The 18,517-nt window shown below is 63.6% G+C and carries 17 protein-coding genes; 8 read left to right on the forward strand and 9 right to left on the reverse strand.

Translation table 11 applies throughout. The features are described from left to right. Positions 1 to 39 precede the first annotated feature (39 nt). Positions 40 to 1,350 (forward strand): O-acetylhomoserine aminocarboxypropyltransferase, encoded by a 1,311-nt coding sequence (locus B7Y64_RS04390; protein WP_291324250.1) that lies wholly within the window; start codon positions 40 to 42, stop codon positions 1,348 to 1,350. Between the two features lie 2 nt (positions 1,351 to 1,352). Further along, positions 1,353 to 2,162 (forward strand): alpha/beta hydrolase, encoded by an 810-nt coding sequence (locus B7Y64_RS04395; protein ID WP_291324249.1) that lies wholly within the window; start codon positions 1,353 to 1,355, stop codon positions 2,160 to 2,162. A 123-nt stretch (positions 2,163 to 2,285) separates the two neighbouring features. On the opposite strand, the gene B7Y64_RS04400 is transcribed toward B7Y64_RS04395, so the two are convergent. Beyond that, positions 2,286 to 3,536, reverse strand: coding sequence for a YihY family inner membrane protein (locus B7Y64_RS04400; protein ID WP_024814617.1), 1,251 nt, complete (start codon positions 3,534 to 3,536; stop codon positions 2,286 to 2,288). Positions 3,537 to 3,802: 266 nt separating this feature from the next. On the opposite strand from B7Y64_RS04400, the gene B7Y64_RS04405 reads away from it, so the two are divergent. The 6 genes from B7Y64_RS04405 (at position 3,803) to xth (ending at position 9,492) form a co-directional block, all read left to right on the forward strand. Further along, the gene (locus B7Y64_RS04405) at positions 3,803 to 4,228 is read left to right on the forward strand and encodes a DUF2069 domain-containing protein (protein ID WP_291324248.1); all 426 of its coding nucleotides are present in this window, start codon (positions 3,803 to 3,805) and stop codon (positions 4,226 to 4,228) included. A 58-nt stretch (positions 4,229 to 4,286) separates the two neighbouring features. Beyond that, positions 4,287 to 5,735 (forward strand): FAD-binding oxidoreductase, encoded by a 1,449-nt coding sequence (locus tag B7Y64_RS04410; protein WP_291324247.1) that lies wholly within the window; start codon positions 4,287 to 4,289, stop codon positions 5,733 to 5,735. Between the two features lie 177 nt (positions 5,736 to 5,912). Next, entirely contained in the window at positions 5,913 to 6,986 is a 1,074-nt protein-coding gene (locus tag B7Y64_RS04415) for a metallophosphoesterase (protein WP_291324246.1), read from the forward strand. A gap of 138 nt (positions 6,987 to 7,124) precedes the next feature. Continuing rightward, complete coding sequence (locus B7Y64_RS04420; protein WP_291324245.1) at positions 7,125 to 7,970, forward strand: thymidylate synthase; 846 nt, start codon at positions 7,125 to 7,127, stop codon at positions 7,968 to 7,970. Between the two features lie 175 nt (positions 7,971 to 8,145). Then, the gene (locus B7Y64_RS04425; protein ID WP_024814612.1) at positions 8,146 to 8,634 is read left to right on the forward strand and encodes a dihydrofolate reductase; all 489 of its coding nucleotides are present in this window, start codon (positions 8,146 to 8,148) and stop codon (positions 8,632 to 8,634) included. Between the two features lie 81 nt (positions 8,635 to 8,715). Next, the gene (xth, locus tag B7Y64_RS04430; RefSeq protein ID WP_291324244.1) at positions 8,716 to 9,492 is read left to right on the forward strand and encodes an exodeoxyribonuclease III; all 777 of its coding nucleotides are present in this window, start codon (positions 8,716 to 8,718) and stop codon (positions 9,490 to 9,492) included. A gap of 93 nt (positions 9,493 to 9,585) precedes the next feature. Here the strand turns inward: xth and B7Y64_RS04435 are convergent, their stop codons facing one another. The 8 genes from B7Y64_RS04435 to B7Y64_RS04470 all read right to left on the reverse strand — a co-directional run bounded on the left by B7Y64_RS04435 (position 9,586) and on the right by B7Y64_RS04470 (position 18,363). Further along, a complete protein-coding gene (locus B7Y64_RS04435; protein WP_111868555.1) occupies positions 9,586 to 10,518 on the reverse strand; it encodes a PA2169 family four-helix-bundle protein in 933 nt (310 codons plus the stop codon). Between the two features lie 216 nt (positions 10,519 to 10,734). Next, positions 10,735 to 12,384 carry a nitrogen regulation protein NR(I) gene (gene ntrC, locus B7Y64_RS04440; protein ID WP_291324243.1) on the reverse strand — a complete coding sequence of 550 codons (1,650 nt, stop codon included), beginning with the start codon at positions 12,382 to 12,384 and terminating at the stop codon, positions 10,735 to 10,737. A 51-nt stretch (positions 12,385 to 12,435) separates the two neighbouring features. Then, the gene (gene glnL, locus B7Y64_RS04445) at positions 12,436 to 13,458 is read right to left on the reverse strand and encodes a nitrogen regulation protein NR(II) (RefSeq protein WP_024814608.1); all 1,023 of its coding nucleotides are present in this window, start codon (positions 13,456 to 13,458) and stop codon (positions 12,436 to 12,438) included. A 68-nt stretch (positions 13,459 to 13,526) separates the two neighbouring features. Next, positions 13,527 to 14,036 (reverse strand): hypothetical protein, encoded by a 510-nt coding sequence (locus B7Y64_RS04450; RefSeq protein ID WP_111868558.1) that lies wholly within the window; start codon positions 14,034 to 14,036, stop codon positions 13,527 to 13,529. Between the two features lie 211 nt (positions 14,037 to 14,247). Continuing rightward, the gene (glnA, locus tag B7Y64_RS04455; RefSeq protein ID WP_024814606.1) at positions 14,248 to 15,663 is read right to left on the reverse strand and encodes a type I glutamate--ammonia ligase; all 1,416 of its coding nucleotides are present in this window, start codon (positions 15,661 to 15,663) and stop codon (positions 14,248 to 14,250) included. A 164-nt stretch (positions 15,664 to 15,827) separates the two neighbouring features. Continuing rightward, the gene (locus B7Y64_RS04460) at positions 15,828 to 16,652 is read right to left on the reverse strand and encodes a molybdopterin-binding protein (RefSeq protein ID WP_291324242.1); all 825 of its coding nucleotides are present in this window, start codon (positions 16,650 to 16,652) and stop codon (positions 15,828 to 15,830) included. After that, positions 16,649 to 17,566 carry an EI24 domain-containing protein gene (locus B7Y64_RS04465; RefSeq protein WP_111868561.1) on the reverse strand — a complete coding sequence of 306 codons (918 nt, stop codon included), beginning with the start codon at positions 17,564 to 17,566 and terminating at the stop codon, positions 16,649 to 16,651. Before B7Y64_RS04465 ends, B7Y64_RS04460 begins: the two co-directional genes overlap by 4 nt. Positions 17,567 to 17,613: 47 nt before the next feature. Beyond that, positions 17,614 to 18,363, reverse strand: a complete 750-nt coding sequence (locus B7Y64_RS04470; protein WP_051463468.1) for a 16S rRNA pseudouridine(516) synthase — start codon at positions 18,361 to 18,363, stop codon at positions 17,614 to 17,616. Positions 18,364 to 18,517: the final 154 nt, after the last annotated feature.

Raw genomic sequence — 18,517 nt, forward strand, 5'->3', positions numbered from 1 at the left:
CACAATGCCCGGCTGCACAGACAACCTTGGAGACACAAGATGCCCGGTTACTCCGACCCCGGCTTTGACACGCTGGCGCTGCACGCAGGCGCCTCGCCCGACCCCGCCACCGGCGCGCGTGCCGTGCCCATCCACCTGACCACCTCGTTCGTTTTTGAATCGAGCGACCACGCCGCCTCGCTGTTCAACCTCGAACGTCCGGGCCATGTCTACAGCCGCATCAGCAACCCCACCAATGCCGTGTTGGAGCAACGTGTGGCGGCACTCGAAGGCGGCGTTGGCTCGGTGGCCACGGCCAGTGGCCAGGCTGCCCTGCACCTGGCCGTTGCCACGCTGATGGGCGCTGGCAGCCACATCGTGGCCAGCACGGCGCTGTATGGTGGCTCGCAGAACCTGCTGCACTACACCCTCAGCCGCTTCGGCATTGAAACCACCTTTGTGAAGCCCGGCGACATTGATGCCTGGCGCGCGGCCGTGCGCCCCAACACCAAGCTGTTCTTTGGCGAAACCGTGGGCAACCCGGGCCTGGAGGTGCTGGACATCCCCACCGTTTCTTCAATAGCCCACGAGGCCGGCGTACCGCTGCTGGTGGACTCCACCCTCACCTCGCCCTGGCTCATCAAGCCGTTCGAGCATGGCGCAGACCTGGTCTACCACTCGGCCACCAAGTTCCTGTCGGGCCACGGCACCGTGGTGGGCGGCATCGTGGTCGACGGCGGCAGCTTTGACTGGGATGGCCCGAAATCCGCCGGCAAGTTTGCCGAGCTGACCCAACCCTACGACGGTTTTCACAACATGGTGTTCACCGAAGAAAGCAGCGTGGGCGCCTTTCTGCTGCGCGCCCGCCGCGAGGGCCTGCGCGACTTTGGCGCCTGCATGAGCCCGCACACCGCCTGGCTCATCCTGCAGGGCATCGAAACCCTGCCCCTGCGTATGCAGCAGCACATGCGAAACACCGAAAAAGTGGTGGAGTTTCTGGCAGCACAACCCTTTGTATCGCGCGTGGGCCACCCCATGCTGGCATCGCACGGGAGCCACGCGCTGGCGCAAAAGCTGCTGCCACGCGGCGCTGGCTCGGTGTTCAGCTTTGACCTCAAGGGCAACCGCGAGCAAGGCAAGAAGTTCATCGAAACCCTCAAGGTTTTCAGCCACCTGGCCAACGTGGGCGACTGCCGCAGCCTGGTGATCCACCCGGCCAGCACCACGCACTTCCGCATGAGCGACGAGGCCCTGGCCGATGCGGGCATCACGCAGGGCACGATCCGCCTGTCCATTGGCCTGGAAGATGCCGATGACCTGATCGACGATCTCAAGCGCGCGCTGAAAGCCGCCGAGAAAGCGGGGGCCTGACCATGCACATTCAAGTCAACGGCGCTGCCATTTATTGCTACACCGGCGGCAAGGCGTTTGATGCCGCCAAGCCGACGGTGGTGTTCATCCACGGCGTGCTCAACGACCACAGCGTGTGGGCCTTCCAAAGCCGCTACATGGCCAACCACGGCTGGAACGTGCTGGCCGTCGATCTGCCCGGCCATTGCCGCAGCGGCGGCGATGCGCCGGCCAGCGTCGAGCAAGGCGCTGCGTTTGTGGCGGCGCTGCTCGATGCCCTGGGCATTGACCGCGCCGCGCTGATCGGCCACAGCTGGGGCTCGCTGATTGCGCTGGAAGCGGCAGCCCAGCTGGGCCCACGCGTGAGCCATCTGGTGCTGGTGGGCACGGCCTACCCCATGAAAGTGTCGCCCGCACTCATTGAATCGGCATTGAACGAGCCCGAGAAGGCGCTGCGCATGGTCAACGTGTTCTCGCGCAACACGCTGGCACCGCCCTCGGGTGCGGGCTTTTGGGTGTATGGCGCGGGCATGGCGTTGGGCCGCAAGGTGCTGCGCAGCAACCCGCAGGTCAACCTGTTCCACCGGGGCTTTGTGGCCTGCGACAGTTATGCCAACGGCGAGCAGGCTATGGCCCAGGTGCAGTGCCCGGTGCTGTTTGCGCTGGGGGCGCAAGACCAGATGACTGCGCCCAAGGCAGCGCAGGGCCTGATCGCCATTGCCCGCAACGCGGGCCGGGCCGTGCAGGTGGTCAACCTGCCCGTTGGGCACCACCAGATGACCGAGGCCCCCGACGGCACGCTGATGGCCATCCGGGATTTTCTCGCCCGCTGAACACCGGCCATCCCCCTGCCGGCGGACAATCCGCTGGCAGAGCATGGTGGCGCGGTGCTCACCGTTTTTCCGAATAATACAAGTCAAAAATGCCGCTAGCGCTTATCCAGAAAGCGCTATCAGCTATTCTTTTTGAAGCAAATCCGACAGATGCAGTTGCGCCAACCCGGCGTTGCTCCACAGCGGCTCCAGGCTGCCGGAGCGGTCCAGCAGCAGGCGCTGCAGCAAAGGCGCCAGCAGGGTTCGTTCGGGATCGGCCAGCAGCACATAGCGCGGCTCGGGGTCGTCGGCCGCGCTTTGCGCCGGGTCGCTGGTGCGCCCCGCCCAGTCCAGCGCGGTCAGGGCATCGAGCACCGGCGCCAGTTGCAGCACATCCACGCGCAGCAGCTGCGCGAGCTGGCTGGCACGCAGGCCTTTGCCGATGTGGCGGCGCGCGCGCTGCAGCTCCTGCAGCACCTCCACCGCCAGCTGAAAAGTCCAGCCCGGCACCGTGCCGCGCCGCGCGACGCCGGCAAGCAGGCTGGGCAGGTAGGCCGCCACCACCGCCCCCAGCAGCACGATGACCCACGCCACATAGATCCACACCAGCAAAATGGGCAGCGTGGCAAAGGTGCCATACACCACCGAATAGGTGGGCACCTTGCCCAGGTAAATGGCCAGCACCTTCTTGGCCAGCTCGATACACACTGCCACAAACAGGCCGCCCGCCCAGGCGTGGCGCCATTTCACGGGCGTGTTGGGCACATAGTGGTAGAGCGCCGCCATGCCCAATGCCAGCACCAGGAACTCGATGGAGTCGAACAGCAGGCGCAGGCCATCGGGCACGGCCCGCACCAGCCCGCCCGAGGCCGACATCACATACGACGTGAGCGCCAGGCTGGCACCCAGCACCACGGGCCCCAGCGTGATCGCGGCCCAATAAATCAGCACCCGCTGGCCCAGCGGCCGCAGACGCCGCACGCGCCAGATGTTGTTGAGGGTGCGGTCAATGGTCAAAATCAGCGCCAGCGCCGTCACCAGCAAAATGCTGAACCCCGCCACCCCCAGCCGGCTGGCCTGGGCAGCAAACTGCGTGAGGTAGCCCAGCACCTGGCGCGAGATGCTGTCGGGCACCAGGCTGTCCACCAGCCAGCGCTGCAGCACCACCTGCAGCTCGCCGAAAATGGGAAAGGCCGTGAACAAGGCCAGCGCCACGGTCACAAAAGGAACCAGGGCCAGGATGGTGGTGAAGGTGAGGCTGCTGGCTGTCAGGCCCAGGCGGTCTTCACGAAACCGCTCGCGCAGCGTCTGGGCGGTGGTTGCCCAGGGAAAGCGCGACAACTCGGCCACCAAAGCCTGCAGGCGCTGGACCACGGTCTGTGGGGTCAAGGACATGGCCGATATGATCCTAGGCCCGGCCACGGGCCGTTTGGTTACTGTAAAAACGCTGCATGGACACGGATTATTGATGGATCCGGCCCGTTGAAATCTCCAATACCGCTCAGGCGGTTCAGGCGGTGCTTGTCGAAGCCCTTCGACAAGTTCCGGGTGAGGGGTTCAACGGGCATCGGACCGAATTGCATTGATCGAGCGCGCATTGTGGGCCCAACCACCTGGCTTGTGCGCCACCGGCACCGCCCATTTTTCTGACAACACACGCCATGAACCTTTCCTTGTCCCCCCCTGGCAACGCCGTTGCCGCCACCCGCTGGCTGGCCGCAGGCAGCCTGCTGGCGCTGATTGTGCTGTGCCTGGCCTGGGAGCTGGTGCTGGCCCCGCTGCGTCCCGGTGGCTCGTGGCTGGCGCTCAAGGCGCTGCCACTGTGCATTCCGCTGGCCGGCATCCTGAAGAACCGCATGTACACCTACCGCTGGGTCAGCCTGGTGATCTGGCTGTATTTCATTGAAGGCGTGGTGCGCGCCTGGGGCGACGCCCGGCCGGGCTCGTGGCTGGCAGGGGGCGAGATTGTGCTGTGCCTGGTGCTGTTCACGGCCTGCACCCTGCATGTGCGGCTGCGCCAGCGCAACGCCCGGGCGCAGGCCCAGGCACAGACCACGGCAGACACCGCCACCGCCGTTGCACCCTGACGAGCCCCTGCGCCGCCGGTACGTGCCACCCCGTTCACTGATTACCTGAAAGACCCGTATGTCCACTTTGATCGACACCCTGCAGCGCATTGTGGGCGCCGCCCATGTCCTGACCGAGGGCGATCTCGGTGCCTGGGAGCAGGACTGGCGCCGCCGCGAGCGCGGCAAAGCGCTGGCCGTGGTGCGCCCCGGCAGCACCGACGAAGTGGCAGCCGTGGTGCGCGCCTGCGCCGCTGCAGGCACGTCCATCGTGCCGCAGGGCGGCAACACCGGTCTGGCCGTGGGCTCGACACCCGACACCTCGGGCACGCAGGTGGTGCTGAGCCTTGCGCGCATGAACACAGTGCGCGCCCTCGACAAGGACAACCTCACCATGACGGTGGAGGCCGGCTGCATCCTGCAGAACGTGCAGGACGCGGCCAGCCAGGCGGGGCTTTTGTTCCCCCTGTCGCTGGCGGCCGAGGGCAGCTGCACCATCGGCGGCAACCTGGGCACCAATGCGGGCGGCACGCAGGTGGTGCGCTATGGCAACGCCCGCGACCTGTGCGTGGGCCTCGAAGTGGTCACGCCGCAGGGCGAGGTGTGGAACGGCCTCAAGGGCCTGCGCAAGGACAACACGGGCTACGACCTGCGCGACCTTTTCATTGGCAGCGAAGGCACGCTGGGCGTCATCACGGCCGCCACGCTCAAGCTGTACCCCAAGCCCGCAGCGCAGCTCACCGCCTGGGCCGCCGTGCCCTCCATGGAACATGCCGTGGCGCTGCTGGGCCTGGCGCACCAGCACCTGGGCGCGGGGCTCACCGGCTTTGAAGTGATGGGCCGCTTTGCCCTGGGCCTGGTGCACAAGCACATGCCACAGTTGCGCGTGCCTTTTATCGAGCAGGAGGACGTGCCCTACGGCGTGCTGCTCGAAAATTCCGACAGCGAATCCGAAGACCATGCCCGCGCACGCTTTGAGGCGCTGCTCGAAACCGCTTTCGAGGCCGGCTGCGTAACCGACGCCGTGGTGGCAGAAAACCTCTCGCAGGCGCACAACCTGTGGCATATCCGCGAGAATATTCCGCTGGCACAGGCCGAAGAAGGGCTCAACATCAAGCACGACATCTCGGTGCCCATCTCGCGCATTCCGGCGTTTGTCGAATATGCCGACGCCATGATGGTGCGCGAGATCCCGGGCGTGCGCCTGGTCAACTTCGGCCACCTGGGCGACGGCAACCTGCATTACAACGTGCAGGCCCCCGCAGACAGCGACCCCCAGGTTTTCCTGCGCGAGCAGGAGGCACACGTCAACCACCTGGTGTACGAGGCCGTGGCGCAATTTGGCGGCTCGTTCTCGGCCGAGCACGGCATTGGCGCACTGAAGGTGGAAAAACTGGAGAAATACCAGTCGCCCACGGCGCTGACCATGATGCGCGCCATCAAGGCCGCGCTCGATCCGCAGGGCACCATGAACCCCGGGCGCGTGCTGAGCAAGACACCGCCCATGCCGCCTGCCCCGGCGCGCTGACGCCCGGCACAAGGCACAAGGCCAGGGTGGCACGGTGCAAAGGGCGCGGCATTGCCCGCTTCAGGCCCAGCCCCGCCACCCTGTGCAAAGTTTATTAATTTGATAGCGCTTAGCGCTTACTCCAAAAGGGCCAGAGCCTTAAAACACCAATAATCTGGCCCACAGACCACGCACCGCATGAGCCTCATCCAAGACCTGCCCCCGGGACCACTCGACATCGTCGGCGACATCCATGGCGAAATCGACGCGCTGCACTCGCTGCTGGCCCACCTGGGCTACGACGCCCAGGGGCGGCACCCGGATGGCCGCACGCTGGTCTTTGTGGGCGACTTTTGCGACCGGGGCCCCGACAGCCCTGCGGTGCTCGCGCGGGTGGCGCACCTGGTGGCCAGCGGCCGCGCCGTGGCCGTGATCGGCAACCATGAGATCAACCTGCTGCGCGACGACGCCAAAGATGGCGCCGGGTGGTACTTCGATGCCCGCCTGGCGTCCGACCACGACAAATACGCACCCTTTGCCCGCCCGACAGCCAGTGAGCGCGCCGCCATCGTGGCGTTTCTGGGCACGCTGCCCGTGGCACTGGAGCGGCCAGACCTGCGCATCGTGCACGCCGCATGGCTGCCCGCCCAGATCGCCTCAGTGCGCCAGTTGCCGCCCGGCAGCGTCCGCGCTGAGTACGACCACTGGGAAGCCGAGGTGCGCCGGCAGGCGCAAGACGGCACACTGGCCCGGCGCATGGCCACCGAGCGCCAGCAGTGGCCGCACGACCTGGAAGACCCGCTGCACAAGCCGCCGTTTTTGCAGGCCCATGCCGACAACGAGCTGCTCAAGGCCATGCTGAACCCGCTCAAGGTACTCACCTCGGGGGTCGAACGCCAGGGCACCGACCCTTTTCATGCGGGCGGAAAATGGCGCTTTGTCGAGCGCATGGCATGGTGGGATAGCTACACCGACGCCACCCCGGTGGTGATGGGCCACTACTGGCGGCGTCCCGTCGTGGCCACGCCCGATGCCCTGGCCGCCCTGACACCCGAAGAGGCAGGCCTGTTCGGCCACACGCCTCCCTTTGCCTGGCACGGCCAGCGGCGCAACGTCTTTTGCGTGGACTATTCGGTCGGCGGACGCTGGCGGGCGCGCAAGGCCGGCACGCCCCACGACCCGCAATACCAGCTGGCCGCCCTGCGCTGGCCCGAACGCACGCTGCTGTTCGAGAACGGAACAACCGTAGCCACCACGGGGTTTGGCTCCTGAGACGTCCCGGGCACACCCCGCAGCCCGGCCGCCCCGCAGCCGCAACACCCGCCCAGGCCATCGGTGGCACACTATCCGCCCCGGCGCCATAGCACGCCGCCGCCCTTTGTCAAACGCTTCCAACGCCTGGTTTTTCCCATGACTTTCGCCCCATCCCAGCGCCCCGTCCGCACGCAATACGAAGACTTCATGCGCCATGTGTTCACGCACGGCGTAGACAAGGGCGACCGCACGGGCACGGGCACCAAGAGCGTTTTTGGCCACCAGATGCGGTTTGACCTGCGCGAGGGTTTTCCGCTGGTCACCACAAAAAAGGTGCACCTCAAATCCATCATCGTCGAGCTGCTGTGGTTCCTCACGGGCTCCAGCAGCAACCACTGGCTCAAAGAGCGCGGCGTCACGATCTGGGACGAATGGGCGCGCCCCGATGGCGACCTCGGCCCGGTCTATGGTGTGCAGTGGCGCAGCTGGCCCACGCCCGACGGTGGCCACATTGACCAGATCAGCCAGGTAATCGACACGCTCAAGACCAACCCCGACTCGCGCCGCATCATCGTGAGCAGCTGGAACGTGGCCGAGCTGCACAAGATGGCACTGATGCCGTGCCATGCCTTTTTCCAGTTTTATGTGGCCCCCGCCACCACGCCCGGCGGCAAGGGCACCCTGAGCTGCCAGCTTTACCAGCGCAGCGCCGACATCTTTTTGGGCGTGCCCTTCAACATCGCCAGCTACGCGCTGCTCACGCACATGGTGGCGCAGCAGTGCGACCTGGAGGTGGGCGACTTCATCTGGACCGGCGGCGACTGCCATATCTACAACAACCACACCGAGCAGGTGCAAACGCAGCTGGCGCGCACGCCCTACCCCTACCCCACGCTGCACATCAAGCGCCGGCCCGACAGCATCTTTGACTACCAGTTCGAAGACTTCGAGGTGGTCGGCTACGAGCACCACCCGGCCATCAAGGCGCCGGTGGCGGTGTGAAGTGAAGCACCCCCCTGAGTCGCCTTCGGCGCCTTCCCCCCGCTCTCGCAGCGCTGCGCGCCACGGGCAGGGGGACGCCGCCAGCGCGGCGGGGCGGCCCTTGCGCGGCGGCACTGGACTGCGGCGCGCCGGTTTCTTACGCAGCCGATACAGCGTTTGATGAATGGACAACCACATGGACATCGCTCTCATCTACGCGCGCGCCGCCAATGGAGTCATCGGCAAGGACGGCACCATGCCCTGGCACTTGCCGGAAGACCTGGCGCATTTCAAACGCCTCACGCTGGGCTGCCCGGTCATCATGGGGCGCAAGACCTGGGACTCGCTGCCCGAGCGCTTTCGCCCCCTGCCGGGGCGCATCAACATCGTCATCACGCGCCAGCCCGATTGGCATCAAGATGGCGTGCAGCGCGCATCCAGCCTGCGCGAGGCGCTACAGTTTTGTGCCTCTTCTGAAACCGTGTGGGTGATGGGCGGCGCGCAAATCTACGCCCAGGCCCTGCCACTGGCCCAGCGCATCGAAGTCACCGAAATTGCGCAAAACGTGGACGGCGATGCTTACGCGCCCGTGCTCGGCCCCGAATGGACCGAAGCCGCACGCGAGGACCACACCAGCGCCAGCGGGGTGCCGTTCAGCTTTGTACGCTACGTGCGCGCCGCCTGACAGCGCAGCACCTTCAACACCAATCACTCATTTATTAATAGCTAATAGCGCTTAATGGATAAGGTCTAAAGGCCAAAAACTATGCAAATTGCCACCTGGAACGTGAATTCTCTGTCGGTGCGCCTGCCCCAGGTGCTTCAATGGCTGGCCGCCAACCCGGTGGACGCGCTGTGCCTGCAAGAGCTCAAGCTCACCGACGACAAATTTCCGCACGATGCGCTCCAGGCCGCGGGCTATGAAGCGGCCGCCTTCGGGCAAAAAACCTACAACGGCGTTGCGATTTTGAGCCGCCACCCGCTGCGCGATGTGGTGCGCAACATTCCGGGCTTTGGGGACGAGCAGGCCCGCGTGATCGCTGCCACGCTGGACACCCCCACAGGCCCGCTGCGGTTGATCAATGGCTATTTTGTGAACGGACAGGAGCCGGGCTCCGAAAAGTTTGCCTACAAGATGCGCTGGCTGCAGGCACTGCAGGACATGGTGCGCGCCGAAATGACACAGCATCCGCGCCTGGTATTGGTGGGTGACTTCAACGTGGCGCCGCAAGACCGCGACTCTTACGACCCCGTGGGTCTGCGCGAAACCATTCACCACACCACTGAAGAGCGGGCGCACTTCCAGGCCCTGCTGGCGCTGGGGCTGACAGATGCCTACCGCATGTTCGAGCAGCCCGAAAAAAGCTATTCGTGGTGGGACTACCGGATGCTGGGCTTTCAGAAAAACCGGGGCCTGCGCATCGACCACATTCTGGTGAGTGAGGCCTTGCGCGGCTCGGTGAGCGCCTGCACCATCGACCGCGCCCCACGCAAAAACCCCCAGCCAAGTGACCACGCTCCGGTAGTGGTGACATTGGGCTGAGGATTGCAGGCAAAGCCGCGCACGACGCCTTGTGATGGCAACGCAAGCCGCCGCAATGTGCACCGATACCCACGGCATCGGCGCTTTGCTCAGTTAGCGCGACACGGCGGCGAAGCGATCGCGCAGCGCCCGGACTTCATCGTGATTGCGCCGGGCTCCCTGGGCCTGGCGCTCGATCAGGGCGCGCACTTCAAAGGGCAGCGTGGCTTTGAGGGCCGCCCGGTAACGCGCCACGGCAGCGTCTTCTCCTCGCTCGCACTCTTCCAGCACGGCCTTGTCGTCCTGCGTGCTCAGCGCTGTCTTGACCGACACCCAGCCCCGATGCAGCGCACCGGCCACTGTGCCACCGCTGGCAGGCTCGCCACCCCGGGTGCGGACTTCACGCTCCAGTTCAGCGGCAGCCACCGCACATTCGCGCGCGTGCCGGTTGAAAATTTCCTTCAGGTCGGCGGCGTCTGTGTTTTCGGCGCAGGCCTTGAAGCCGTATTCGCCGTCGCGGCACGATTCAAGCAAATCGTTCAGCACACTGATCACGCCATCTTGGTCAACCACCTGCGCCGAACGAACCCGCGCTGCGCGGTCCCACGCTGCGCGCGTGGCGGGACGCACATCGGTCCACGACAGACCAGAATCGGCATGGCGGGCGCGCCAGTCATCGGCCAGGCGCGGCTCGATGGCGTCAAAGTCACCGTCGTAGCGGGTCACCGAGCTCCAGCCCAGCTCATACGCCGGCTGGTATTGCTCATAAGTGCGGCCACTGACGTAATAGGGTTCACGAACATAGGCATCGCGCCAGTACGCGTCTTCATGGGTAGGGTTCAGCGCCTCAGCAGCGGCCTTGCCTGCAAGCCCACCTGCGACGGCGCCGACCACACCGCCCACAGCCGCCCCGGCTGGGCCCGCCATTGCGCCCACGGCAGCACCGGTGGCGGCTCCACCCATGGCAGCCCCCAGCCCGGTTCCGACGGGGTGTGCACCCGGTTCGTTGGTCAGGGGGTCACGGTTGGCCTGGTTGTATTCCGACATGAAAATCTCCGGTTGGTTAACAGTGATTTCATTGTCAGAAGCGAGAGCGGCCCCGCGGGTCGGCCCATGGAGAACATGCCTGTAGGACGATGCCCGCATGGCACGCCCGCCCAGCGCGTTGCCTTTGGACACCACCCTGCCCCGCTGGCAGAGCGTGTCAACTCACTATCTTATTAATAGCTACAAGCGCTTTCCACACAAGCGCGCAAAGGCCATTTACCCCTCATCCGGTGCATCAAGCCCCAATTCCTGAATTTTGCGGGTGATGGTGTTGCGGCCTATGCCCAGCCGCTGCGCAGCCTCCATGCGCCGGCCATGCGTGGCTGCCAGCGCAGTGCGGATCAGGCGCGATTCAAACCGCCGCGTGAGGGCATCCCACACCTCGGGCTGACCGCCCGCCAGCAGCCTTTGCGCTTCGCTTTCCAGCGCGTGCTCCCAGCCACCGTTTGTTGTGCCATTTGCCGTGCCATTGATAGTGACATTGGCCCCGCCATACCCGTTGACCGGCGCCGCCCCATCGTCCCTGGAAAGGTGGGTTGCGCCCGACCCGGCAGTAGCTTGAGGTACCGATTCAGTCGCTGTGCCCGAAGCCACCGTTGCAATGGTCGCAACCTCAGGGGACTCGTGGCGCTCGGCCACCACCGCCGCGGCAGGCCCCGGCACGCCGCGCGTGGTCGGCTGGTAAACGGGCGCTTCCAGCACCTCGGGCGGCAGGTCTTGGAGCGAGATCACCTGGGCTGGCGCCATCACCGTCAGCCAGTGGCAGATGTTCTCCAGCTGGCGCACGTTGCCCGGAAACGCAAACTGTTCCAGCCGCGCGAGGGCCGATTCGGCAATGCGCTTGGGCTCTACACCCAGCTGACGCGCGCTTTGCTGCAAAAAGTGGCGCGTGAGCATGGGTACGTCCTCGTGCCGCTCGCGCAGCGCAGGCAGACGAAGGCGGATCACGTTGAGGCGGTGGAACAAGTCTTCGCGAAAGCCGCCTTCCTTGACGCGCTTTTCCAGGTCCTGGTGGGTGGCAGCAATCACGCGCACATGCGCCTTCACGGCCGCGTGGCCGCCCACGCGGTAAAACTGGCCGTCCGACAGCACGCGCAGCAGGCGGGTTTGCAGATCAAACGGCATGTCGCCGATTTCATCAAGAAACAGCGTGCCGCCCTCGGCCTGCTCGAATCGGCCGCGCCGCTGGGTTTGTGCACCCGTGAAGGCGCCGCGCTCGTGGCCAAACAACTCGGATTCGAGCAGATCCTTCGGGATGGCAGCGGTGTTGATGGCCACAAAGGGGCCGTCTGCGCAGGGCGAATGCTTGTGCAGGGCACGGGCCACCAGCTCTTTGCCCGATCCCGATTCACCCGTGATCAGCACCGTGACCTGGCTCTGGCTCAGTCGGCCGATAGCGCGGAACACGTCCTGCATGGCGGGCGCCTGGCCCAGCATTTCCGCGTTGACGGCCTGGCGCTCTTCGGTGACTTCCTCGCGCTGGCTTTCTTCGACTGCACGGCGGATCAGCTCCACGGCCTTGGGCAGATCGAACGGCTTGGGCAGGTATTCAAAAGCCCCGCGCTGAAAGGCCGAGACGGCGCTGTCCAGATCGGAATACGCCGTCATGATGATGACGGGCAGCCCTGGCTGCAATTCGCGCACTTTTTCCAGCAGCTGCAACCCCGAGCCACCGGGCATACGGATGTCACTGACCAGAATCTGGGGGCCTTGCCGCGCGGGGTCGCCCGCGGGGATCTGGGTCAGTGCTTCCAGCACCTCGCGGGGGTTCGTGAAACTGCGCGTGGGCAGGTTCTCGCGAGCCAGCGCCTTTTCCAGGACGAAGCGGATCGAGGGGTCGTCATCTACTATCCAGATCGGCTTCATATGTTTTTCTTACCTTCCCTGTGGTTGCGTGTCAGGGACCATCATGCGCTGTCAAGGCAAGGGGATCAGGAATCGGAAGTCGGTGCGCCCCGGTACGCTGTCGCATTCGATCAACCCATGGTGGCGCTGCACGAAGGTTTGCGCCAACGTAAGCCCCAGCCCTGATCCGCCGTCCCGGCCCGACACCAGAGGGTAAAAAATACGCTCCTTGATGGCATCGGGCACGCCCGGTCCGTTGTCAATGACATGCAATTCCAGTGCCAACCGATAGCGCTGGCGACCAAACGTTACCTGTCGGGCCACTCGGGTGCGCAGCGTGATCACCGCATCCCCCGCAGCAATGCGCTCTGTGAGGGCCTGGGCAGCGTTTTGCACCACATTGAGCAGCGCCTGAATGAGCTGCGCGCGGTCGCCACGGAATTCGGGGATGGAGGTGTCGTAGTCGCGCTGCACCTTGAGGCCCTGCGGATACTCGACGAGCACCAGCGAGCGCACGCGCTCACACACCTCATGGATATTGACGTCTCCCACCAGATGAGGATGGCGGTGGGGCGCCAGGAGCCGGTCTACCAGGCTTTGCAGGCGGTCGGCCTCATGGATGATGACCTGGGTGTATTCGGTGAGCTCGCGGCTTTCCAGCTCCATCTCCAGCAGCTGCGCCGCACCGCGGATGCCGCCCAGGGGATTTTTGATTTCGTGGGCCAGGTTGCGAATCAGTTCCTTGTTGGCCTGGGCCTGGTCGCGCAGGCGCTCTTCGCGATCCTGGCGGGCGTGCTGTTCCAGGGGCCATAGCTCCACCAGAATTTCGCCCACCTGCTCGGCATCGGCCACGTTGACATGCACGGGCACAGGCTCCTGGTGCAGGCGCTTGAGGCTGGCTTCATAGCGGAGCGCAGCAAAGTCCCTGCCGCGCGCACCGGCCAATGCCGTCTGCAGCAGCGCCGGGTCGGTAAAGAAAGAAGAAAAATCTGCCCCTTCCAGCGTGCGCCGCGACAAACCCAGCGTGTTCTCCAGCGCCGCATTGGCAAACTGCACGGCACCGTCCGAGCGCAGCACCGCCACCAGTGTGGACATCAGGTCCAGCGAGTGAAAGCGCTCTGTTTCTGCTGCGAGTGAATCAGGCACCGAGCGCTCCACCCTGTTTACTTGGCACCGCTGGAGGGGGCGACGCGTGCCAGTTCACGCCGGATTCCGGCCAGATCACTCTCGCTGCGCGCCACGCTCGCCTTGAGCTCGGCAGTGCGCTCCATGTAAAGCTGGGGATTGCGCAACTCCAGCGCATTGCGCACGGGTGCGCCGTCGTTGTATTCCCTCAACAAATCGGCATGGCGCGCCTCGGCCTTGCGCAGCTCGGACTCCAGAATGGCACGCGCATCGGCATCGCGGGCGCGCTGGTCATTGTTGTCGATCCGAGGGGCTCCGGCTGGCGAGGCGGTGGCCCCACTCGGCGCCGCAGCGCCCGATGCCTTGGGGCTGGGGCGGACACCCTGTATCACGGTGACGTTTCCGCCCTCGACCAGCTTGCAGCCGCGCTCCTTGGCCTGTGCGGCGTTGTTGGTGTATTCGTTGCCGCAGCGATAAATGCGGTCCTGCGCCCAAGCGGCGGGTGTCATGGCAGCGATGACTATCAGGGTAGTGAGCGTTTTTTTCATTCAGTTTCCTCGCACTTGCTAGGCAGGGGTGTTGTTGAGTATCCCCTAATCACCGCGCATCACCAATTGGGCAGCCGTAGCCGCCACAGGCTATTGTGGAAGGATGCAACAGATGATGGCTTGGTTCCGGATCCAGCCCCCAACCTACCGTGGCACCATGAAAAAAGGCGGCTTGCGCCGCCTTTGGATGCGATGGCCTGCGGGCAGGCGATTACAGCGAGTAGTACATGTCGTATTCGACCGGATGCACGGCCATGCGAAAACGCGTGACTTCGGTCATCTTCAGCTCGATGTAGGCGTCGATCATGCTCTCGGAGAACACACCACCCTTGGTCAGGAAGCCGCGGTCCTTGTCCAGCGCTTCCAGCGCCTGGTCGAGACTGTGGCACACGGTCGGCACGAGCTTGTCTTCTTCCGGCGGCAGATGGTACAGATCCTTCGTGGCCGCTTCGCCGGGATGGATCTTGTTTTCCACGCCGTCCAGACCCGCCATCAGCAGGGCGGCAAAGCCCAGGTAGGGGTTCATGAGCGGATCGGGGAAGCGGGCTTCCACACGGCGACCCTTGGGGTTGGCCACGTAAGGAATGCGGATCGAGGCAGAACGGTTCTTGGCCGAATAAGCCAGCTTCACCGGTGCTTCGAAGTGGGGCACCAGGCGCTTGTAGCTGTTGGTGCCAGGGTTGGTGATGGCGTTCAGCGCACGGGCGTGCTTGATGATGCCGCCGATGTAGTACAGGGCGAAGTCGCTCAGGCCGGCATAGCCGTCGCCAGCGAACAGGTTCTTGCCATCCTTCCAGACCGACTGGTGCACGTGCATGCCCGAACCGTTGTCGCCGTGGTAGGGCTTGGGCATGAACGTTGCCGTCTTGCCGTAGGCGTTTGCCACGTTATGGATGACGTACTTTTGCAGCATGGTCCAGTCGGCGCGTTCAACCAGGGTGCTGAAACGCGTGCCGATTTCGTTCTGGCCTGCACCCGCCACTTCGTGGTGGAACACTTCAACCGGAATGCCCAGAGATTCGAGGATCAGCGACATTTCAGCGCGCATGTCTTGCGTGCTGTCGACCGGCGGCACGGGGAAGTAACCACCCTTGACCGTGGGACGGTGCCCCCGGTTGCCACCTTCAAGCTTGGCGCCGGTGTTCCACGGTGCTTCGTACTCTTCGATTTCGTAGAAGGTGTTGTTGGGCTCGGTGCTCCAGCGCACGCCGTCGAAAATGAAGAACTCGGGCTCGGGACCGAAGAATGCCGTGTCACCCAGACCAGAGGCCTTCAGGTACGCTTCGGCCCGCTTGGCGACCGAGCGGGGATCGCGGTCATACGACTTCCCATCGCTGGGCTCGATCACGTCACAGGTCAGGATCAGCGTCGTTTCTTCGAAAAACGGGTCGATATTAGCCGAATTCGGGTCGGGAATCAGCTGCATATCGGAGGCTTCGATCCCCTTCCATCCGGCAATTGAAGAGCCGTCAAAGGCATGGCCCGAAATAAACTTGTCTTCGTCAAAATGCGAGACGGGCACCGTGGTGTGGTGCTGTTTGCCACGGGTATCGGTAAAGCGGAAGTCCACGAATTTGACTTCGTTTTCCTTCACCAGTTTCATCACGTCTGCAACGGTCTTGGCCATCAGGTTCTCCTGGGTAAAGCGCTTGTTAAAAAATCTTCCAAACGAAAAGCAGTTTGCGTGCCAGGTCAGTGCTTTCATGCACAGGGACGGAGCACTCAAGGTGATACAAGAGTACTTCGGCACCCCGCCTCACCAAAACAGTGCACGCAAGCGTGCAAAGACGACTACCGGAGTTTTCGCACCAATTCAGGGCCGCAATTCGCACCAACATCGTGCAACCCCGCCAGCAAATCTGTCCAAGCGACCGGAACGTCCGCTGCAGGTCCCTTCACGCCCAATTCTATGTGGCGCCCGTATTGTGGATGATCGACGCTGGGCAGACTGAATACCCGGATGTCGGGGTGCTGCTGCTCAATGCGCTCCATCAGGGGTGCGAGCGCCGACTCCATGGCACCAAAGACAATGACAGACTGCTCTGTCTGCGGAGACTGATTGAAAAGGTGTGGGTATTCATGGTCCAGCACCCACTCGATCATGGGCCATGCCATCACCGGGAATCCCGGCACGAAATGCACTGCGCCGCCTCCGGGGCCGTTGCAGCTGAAACCAGGGATTTTGTTGTAAGGATTGGGCACAATGCGTGCGCCCTCCGGGAACACCCCCATATTGAGGCGATGTACGTTGTCCGGCCGATCTGTCTCGTAAGGCACGCCCTGCTCGCGGGCGGTGTCCTGCATGCGCTCGCGGATAAGCACCTCGGCCTGGGGGTGCAACACCAGATCCACACCCAACGCCCTTGCCGCGCACTGGCGCGTGTGGTCGTCGGGGGTGGCGCCAATCCCGCCGCACGAGAAGACGATATCGGCTGACGAGAATGCACGGTGCAGCGTGGCCGTGATGCGCTCGGGGCAGTCGCCCACGTAGTCGGCATACGACAGGGCCAGTCCGCGCGCTGACAGCAACTCGATGACCTTTGGCATGTGCTTGTCAGCACGCTTGCCCGAGAGAATTTCATCCCCCACGATGATCAGGCCGATATGCGAATTCATGGCATTTTGTTTTCTGAAGTGAAGGCGGCAGGGGTGAAGTCAGAACTGGCCGCAATGGCAACAGCGGCTGGATCGCCGACAGGGACAACCGATGCAGACAGCGCACTACCCTCAGAACGCAAACGCTCCAGAGCGGCAAGGCAATAGTGTGCAAACCAGAGGGACGAAAACGCAAAAACCAGGGTGTAAATCCAGATCGCCAGTGGCACCAAAATGAAAAAAGCGGCGGCAAAAATAACCCCCGAGGCCCATACAAGACTTGGCGCAGCCCCCAAATACCCGGTCAATATGCCAATCCCCAATAAACGGGTTCGATGGCGTTGCAAAATCTCACGGCGCTCTTCCTTGCTGGCATGTTCAGCCAGCGCATCAAACGCCATCACACGGTAGGTCAGCCAACCCCAGATCAACGGCGGCAGTACCAGCACCAAAGGCGGCACCAGCCACAATGGCACAGACACTACCAGTGCAAGAACCGCCAAAAAGCTGGAGCCCAGTGACCACACTGCGCTCGCCCAGAATGAGCCACCCTTCTTTCGTTCGAGATGGGGAAAACGGCGTTGCGCTACCAGTGCGACCAACGCAGGTGTCATCAGCAGCGCTACCGCCAGCAGCGAAAACACCACCAATACGGGTGTCACCGCCAGAATAACCATGAGAGGCGCCACGACTGCGGTCACGTCACCCACGCCCCAAGTCTGCAGCCAACCCCAAAAGGTCGTGAGCAGACTAGAAGACTCCAGCAACGAGCGCATGCCCCTTACAGCGCCATCCCAGTAAAAATAGCCCCAGGCACCGCCCAGCACCCCGATCAGCAGCAAGGGCGCCAACGACAGCATGATCACGCGCGGGCGCAAGCAATACACCGCCGCACGCCAGAAAGAATCAACCAAGAGTCCCATGTTCATTAGCATACCCCGGGCTTCAGCGTACTCCGGCAATCTGTCCCATCGTGCCCCCCTCAGGAAGTGGGTGTCAGCTTCAGCAGGTCAGCGGAAGAAAGCCATTTCCACTGTCCCGGGGCCAAGTCAGAGGGAAGTTCAAGTGTTCCGATCCGCGAGCGATGCAACGCCTCAACGCGATTCCCCACAGCGGCCAGCATACGCTTAACCTGGTGGTACTTTCCTTCTGTCAGGGTGAGATCCAGACAATCGCTGCCTACAGCAATGCAGGCGGCGGCACGCACGGGTTTGGGGTCATCATCCAGCACAACGCCTGCCAACAGTCTCTCAATTTGCTGATCGTCCACAGGATGTTTGGTCACCACACGGTAGACCTTGGGCACATGCTTTTTCGGTGAGCTCATGCGATGGATGAATTGCCCATCATCGCTGAGTAACAAAAGGCCGGTCGTATCCTGATCAAGACGTCCCACAGCTTGCACACCCTGAATGGCACTCTTGCACGGGCGCTGCCGCAGCGGTGCTGGAAGCAAAGTGTAGATGCTTGGATACGTAGACGGTTTCTGCGAACACTCCGTGCCCGCAGGCTTGTGCAGCATCACATAAGCTTTGGCGTGATAGGGCCACTCCACCCCCTGAACACGCAACCGCAGGTCAGCAATGTCGAGATCCAGCGTTGCCTCGGTACAGGGGATGAAGGGAGCGAGAGGATCCAGGCGAGCAGTCTCTACCCACCCATGTTGCACCAAGCCCGCGCATACACGGCGAGTACCAAACCCTTGGGAGTACAAAATATCTTGAAGTTGCATAGCTCTCTGCTGACAGGGTTACCGCTTCGTTTCACTATAAATAAAGTGCGTACTGCCAAAGCAGAAACGCCCCCGTCTGATCACAGAGGGGGGCGTTGCTGGGCTGTAAGAGCCTGACGATGACCTACTTTCACACGGGAACCCGCACTATCAT

It is taken from the genome of Acidovorax sp. 35-64-16 (assembly GCF_002281195.1).
Lineage (GTDB): Bacteria > Pseudomonadota > Gammaproteobacteria > Burkholderiales > Burkholderiaceae_C > Acidovorax > Acidovorax defluvii.

Bases quoted from the DNA above. Each gene is read 5' to 3' on its own strand.
- B7Y64_RS04390 (WP_291324250.1), top strand. From the start codon at position 40: ATGCCCGGTTACTCCGACCCCGGCTTTGACACGCTGGCGCTGCACGCA.
- B7Y64_RS04395 (WP_291324249.1), top strand. From the start codon at position 1,353: ATGCACATTCAAGTCAACGGCGCTGCCATTTATTGCTACACCGGCGGC.
- B7Y64_RS04400 (WP_024814617.1), bottom strand. From the start codon at position 3,536: ATGTCCTTGACCCCACAGACCGTGGTCCAGCGCCTGCAGGCTTTGGTG.
- B7Y64_RS04405 (WP_291324248.1), top strand. From the start codon at position 3,803: ATGAACCTTTCCTTGTCCCCCCCTGGCAACGCCGTTGCCGCCACCCGC.
- B7Y64_RS04410 (WP_291324247.1), top strand. From the start codon at position 4,287: ATGTCCACTTTGATCGACACCCTGCAGCGCATTGTGGGCGCCGCCCAT.
- B7Y64_RS04415 (WP_291324246.1), top strand. From the start codon at position 5,913: ATGAGCCTCATCCAAGACCTGCCCCCGGGACCACTCGACATCGTCGGC.
- B7Y64_RS04420 (WP_291324245.1), top strand. From the start codon at position 7,125: ATGACTTTCGCCCCATCCCAGCGCCCCGTCCGCACGCAATACGAAGAC.
- B7Y64_RS04425 (WP_024814612.1), top strand. From the start codon at position 8,146: ATGGACATCGCTCTCATCTACGCGCGCGCCGCCAATGGAGTCATCGGC.
- xth (WP_291324244.1), top strand. From the start codon at position 8,716: ATGCAAATTGCCACCTGGAACGTGAATTCTCTGTCGGTGCGCCTGCCC.
- B7Y64_RS04435 (WP_111868555.1), bottom strand. From the start codon at position 10,518: ATGTCGGAATACAACCAGGCCAACCGTGACCCCCTGACCAACGAACCG.
- ntrC (WP_291324243.1), bottom strand. From the start codon at position 12,384: ATGAAGCCGATCTGGATAGTAGATGACGACCCCTCGATCCGCTTCGTC.
- glnL (WP_024814608.1), bottom strand. From the start codon at position 13,458: ATGTCCACACTGGTGGCGGTGCTGCGCTCGGACGGTGCCGTGCAGTTT.
- B7Y64_RS04450 (WP_111868558.1), bottom strand. From the start codon at position 14,036: ATGAAAAAAACGCTCACTACCCTGATAGTCATCGCTGCCATGACACCC.
- glnA (WP_024814606.1), bottom strand. From the start codon at position 15,663: ATGGCCAAGACCGTTGCAGACGTGATGAAACTGGTGAAGGAAAACGAA.
- B7Y64_RS04460 (WP_291324242.1), bottom strand. From the start codon at position 16,652: ATGAATTCGCATATCGGCCTGATCATCGTGGGGGATGAAATTCTCTCG.
- B7Y64_RS04465 (WP_111868561.1), bottom strand. From the start codon at position 17,566: ATGCTAATGAACATGGGACTCTTGGTTGATTCTTTCTGGCGTGCGGCG.
- B7Y64_RS04470 (WP_051463468.1), bottom strand. From the start codon at position 18,363: ATGCAACTTCAAGATATTTTGTACTCCCAAGGGTTTGGTACTCGCCGT.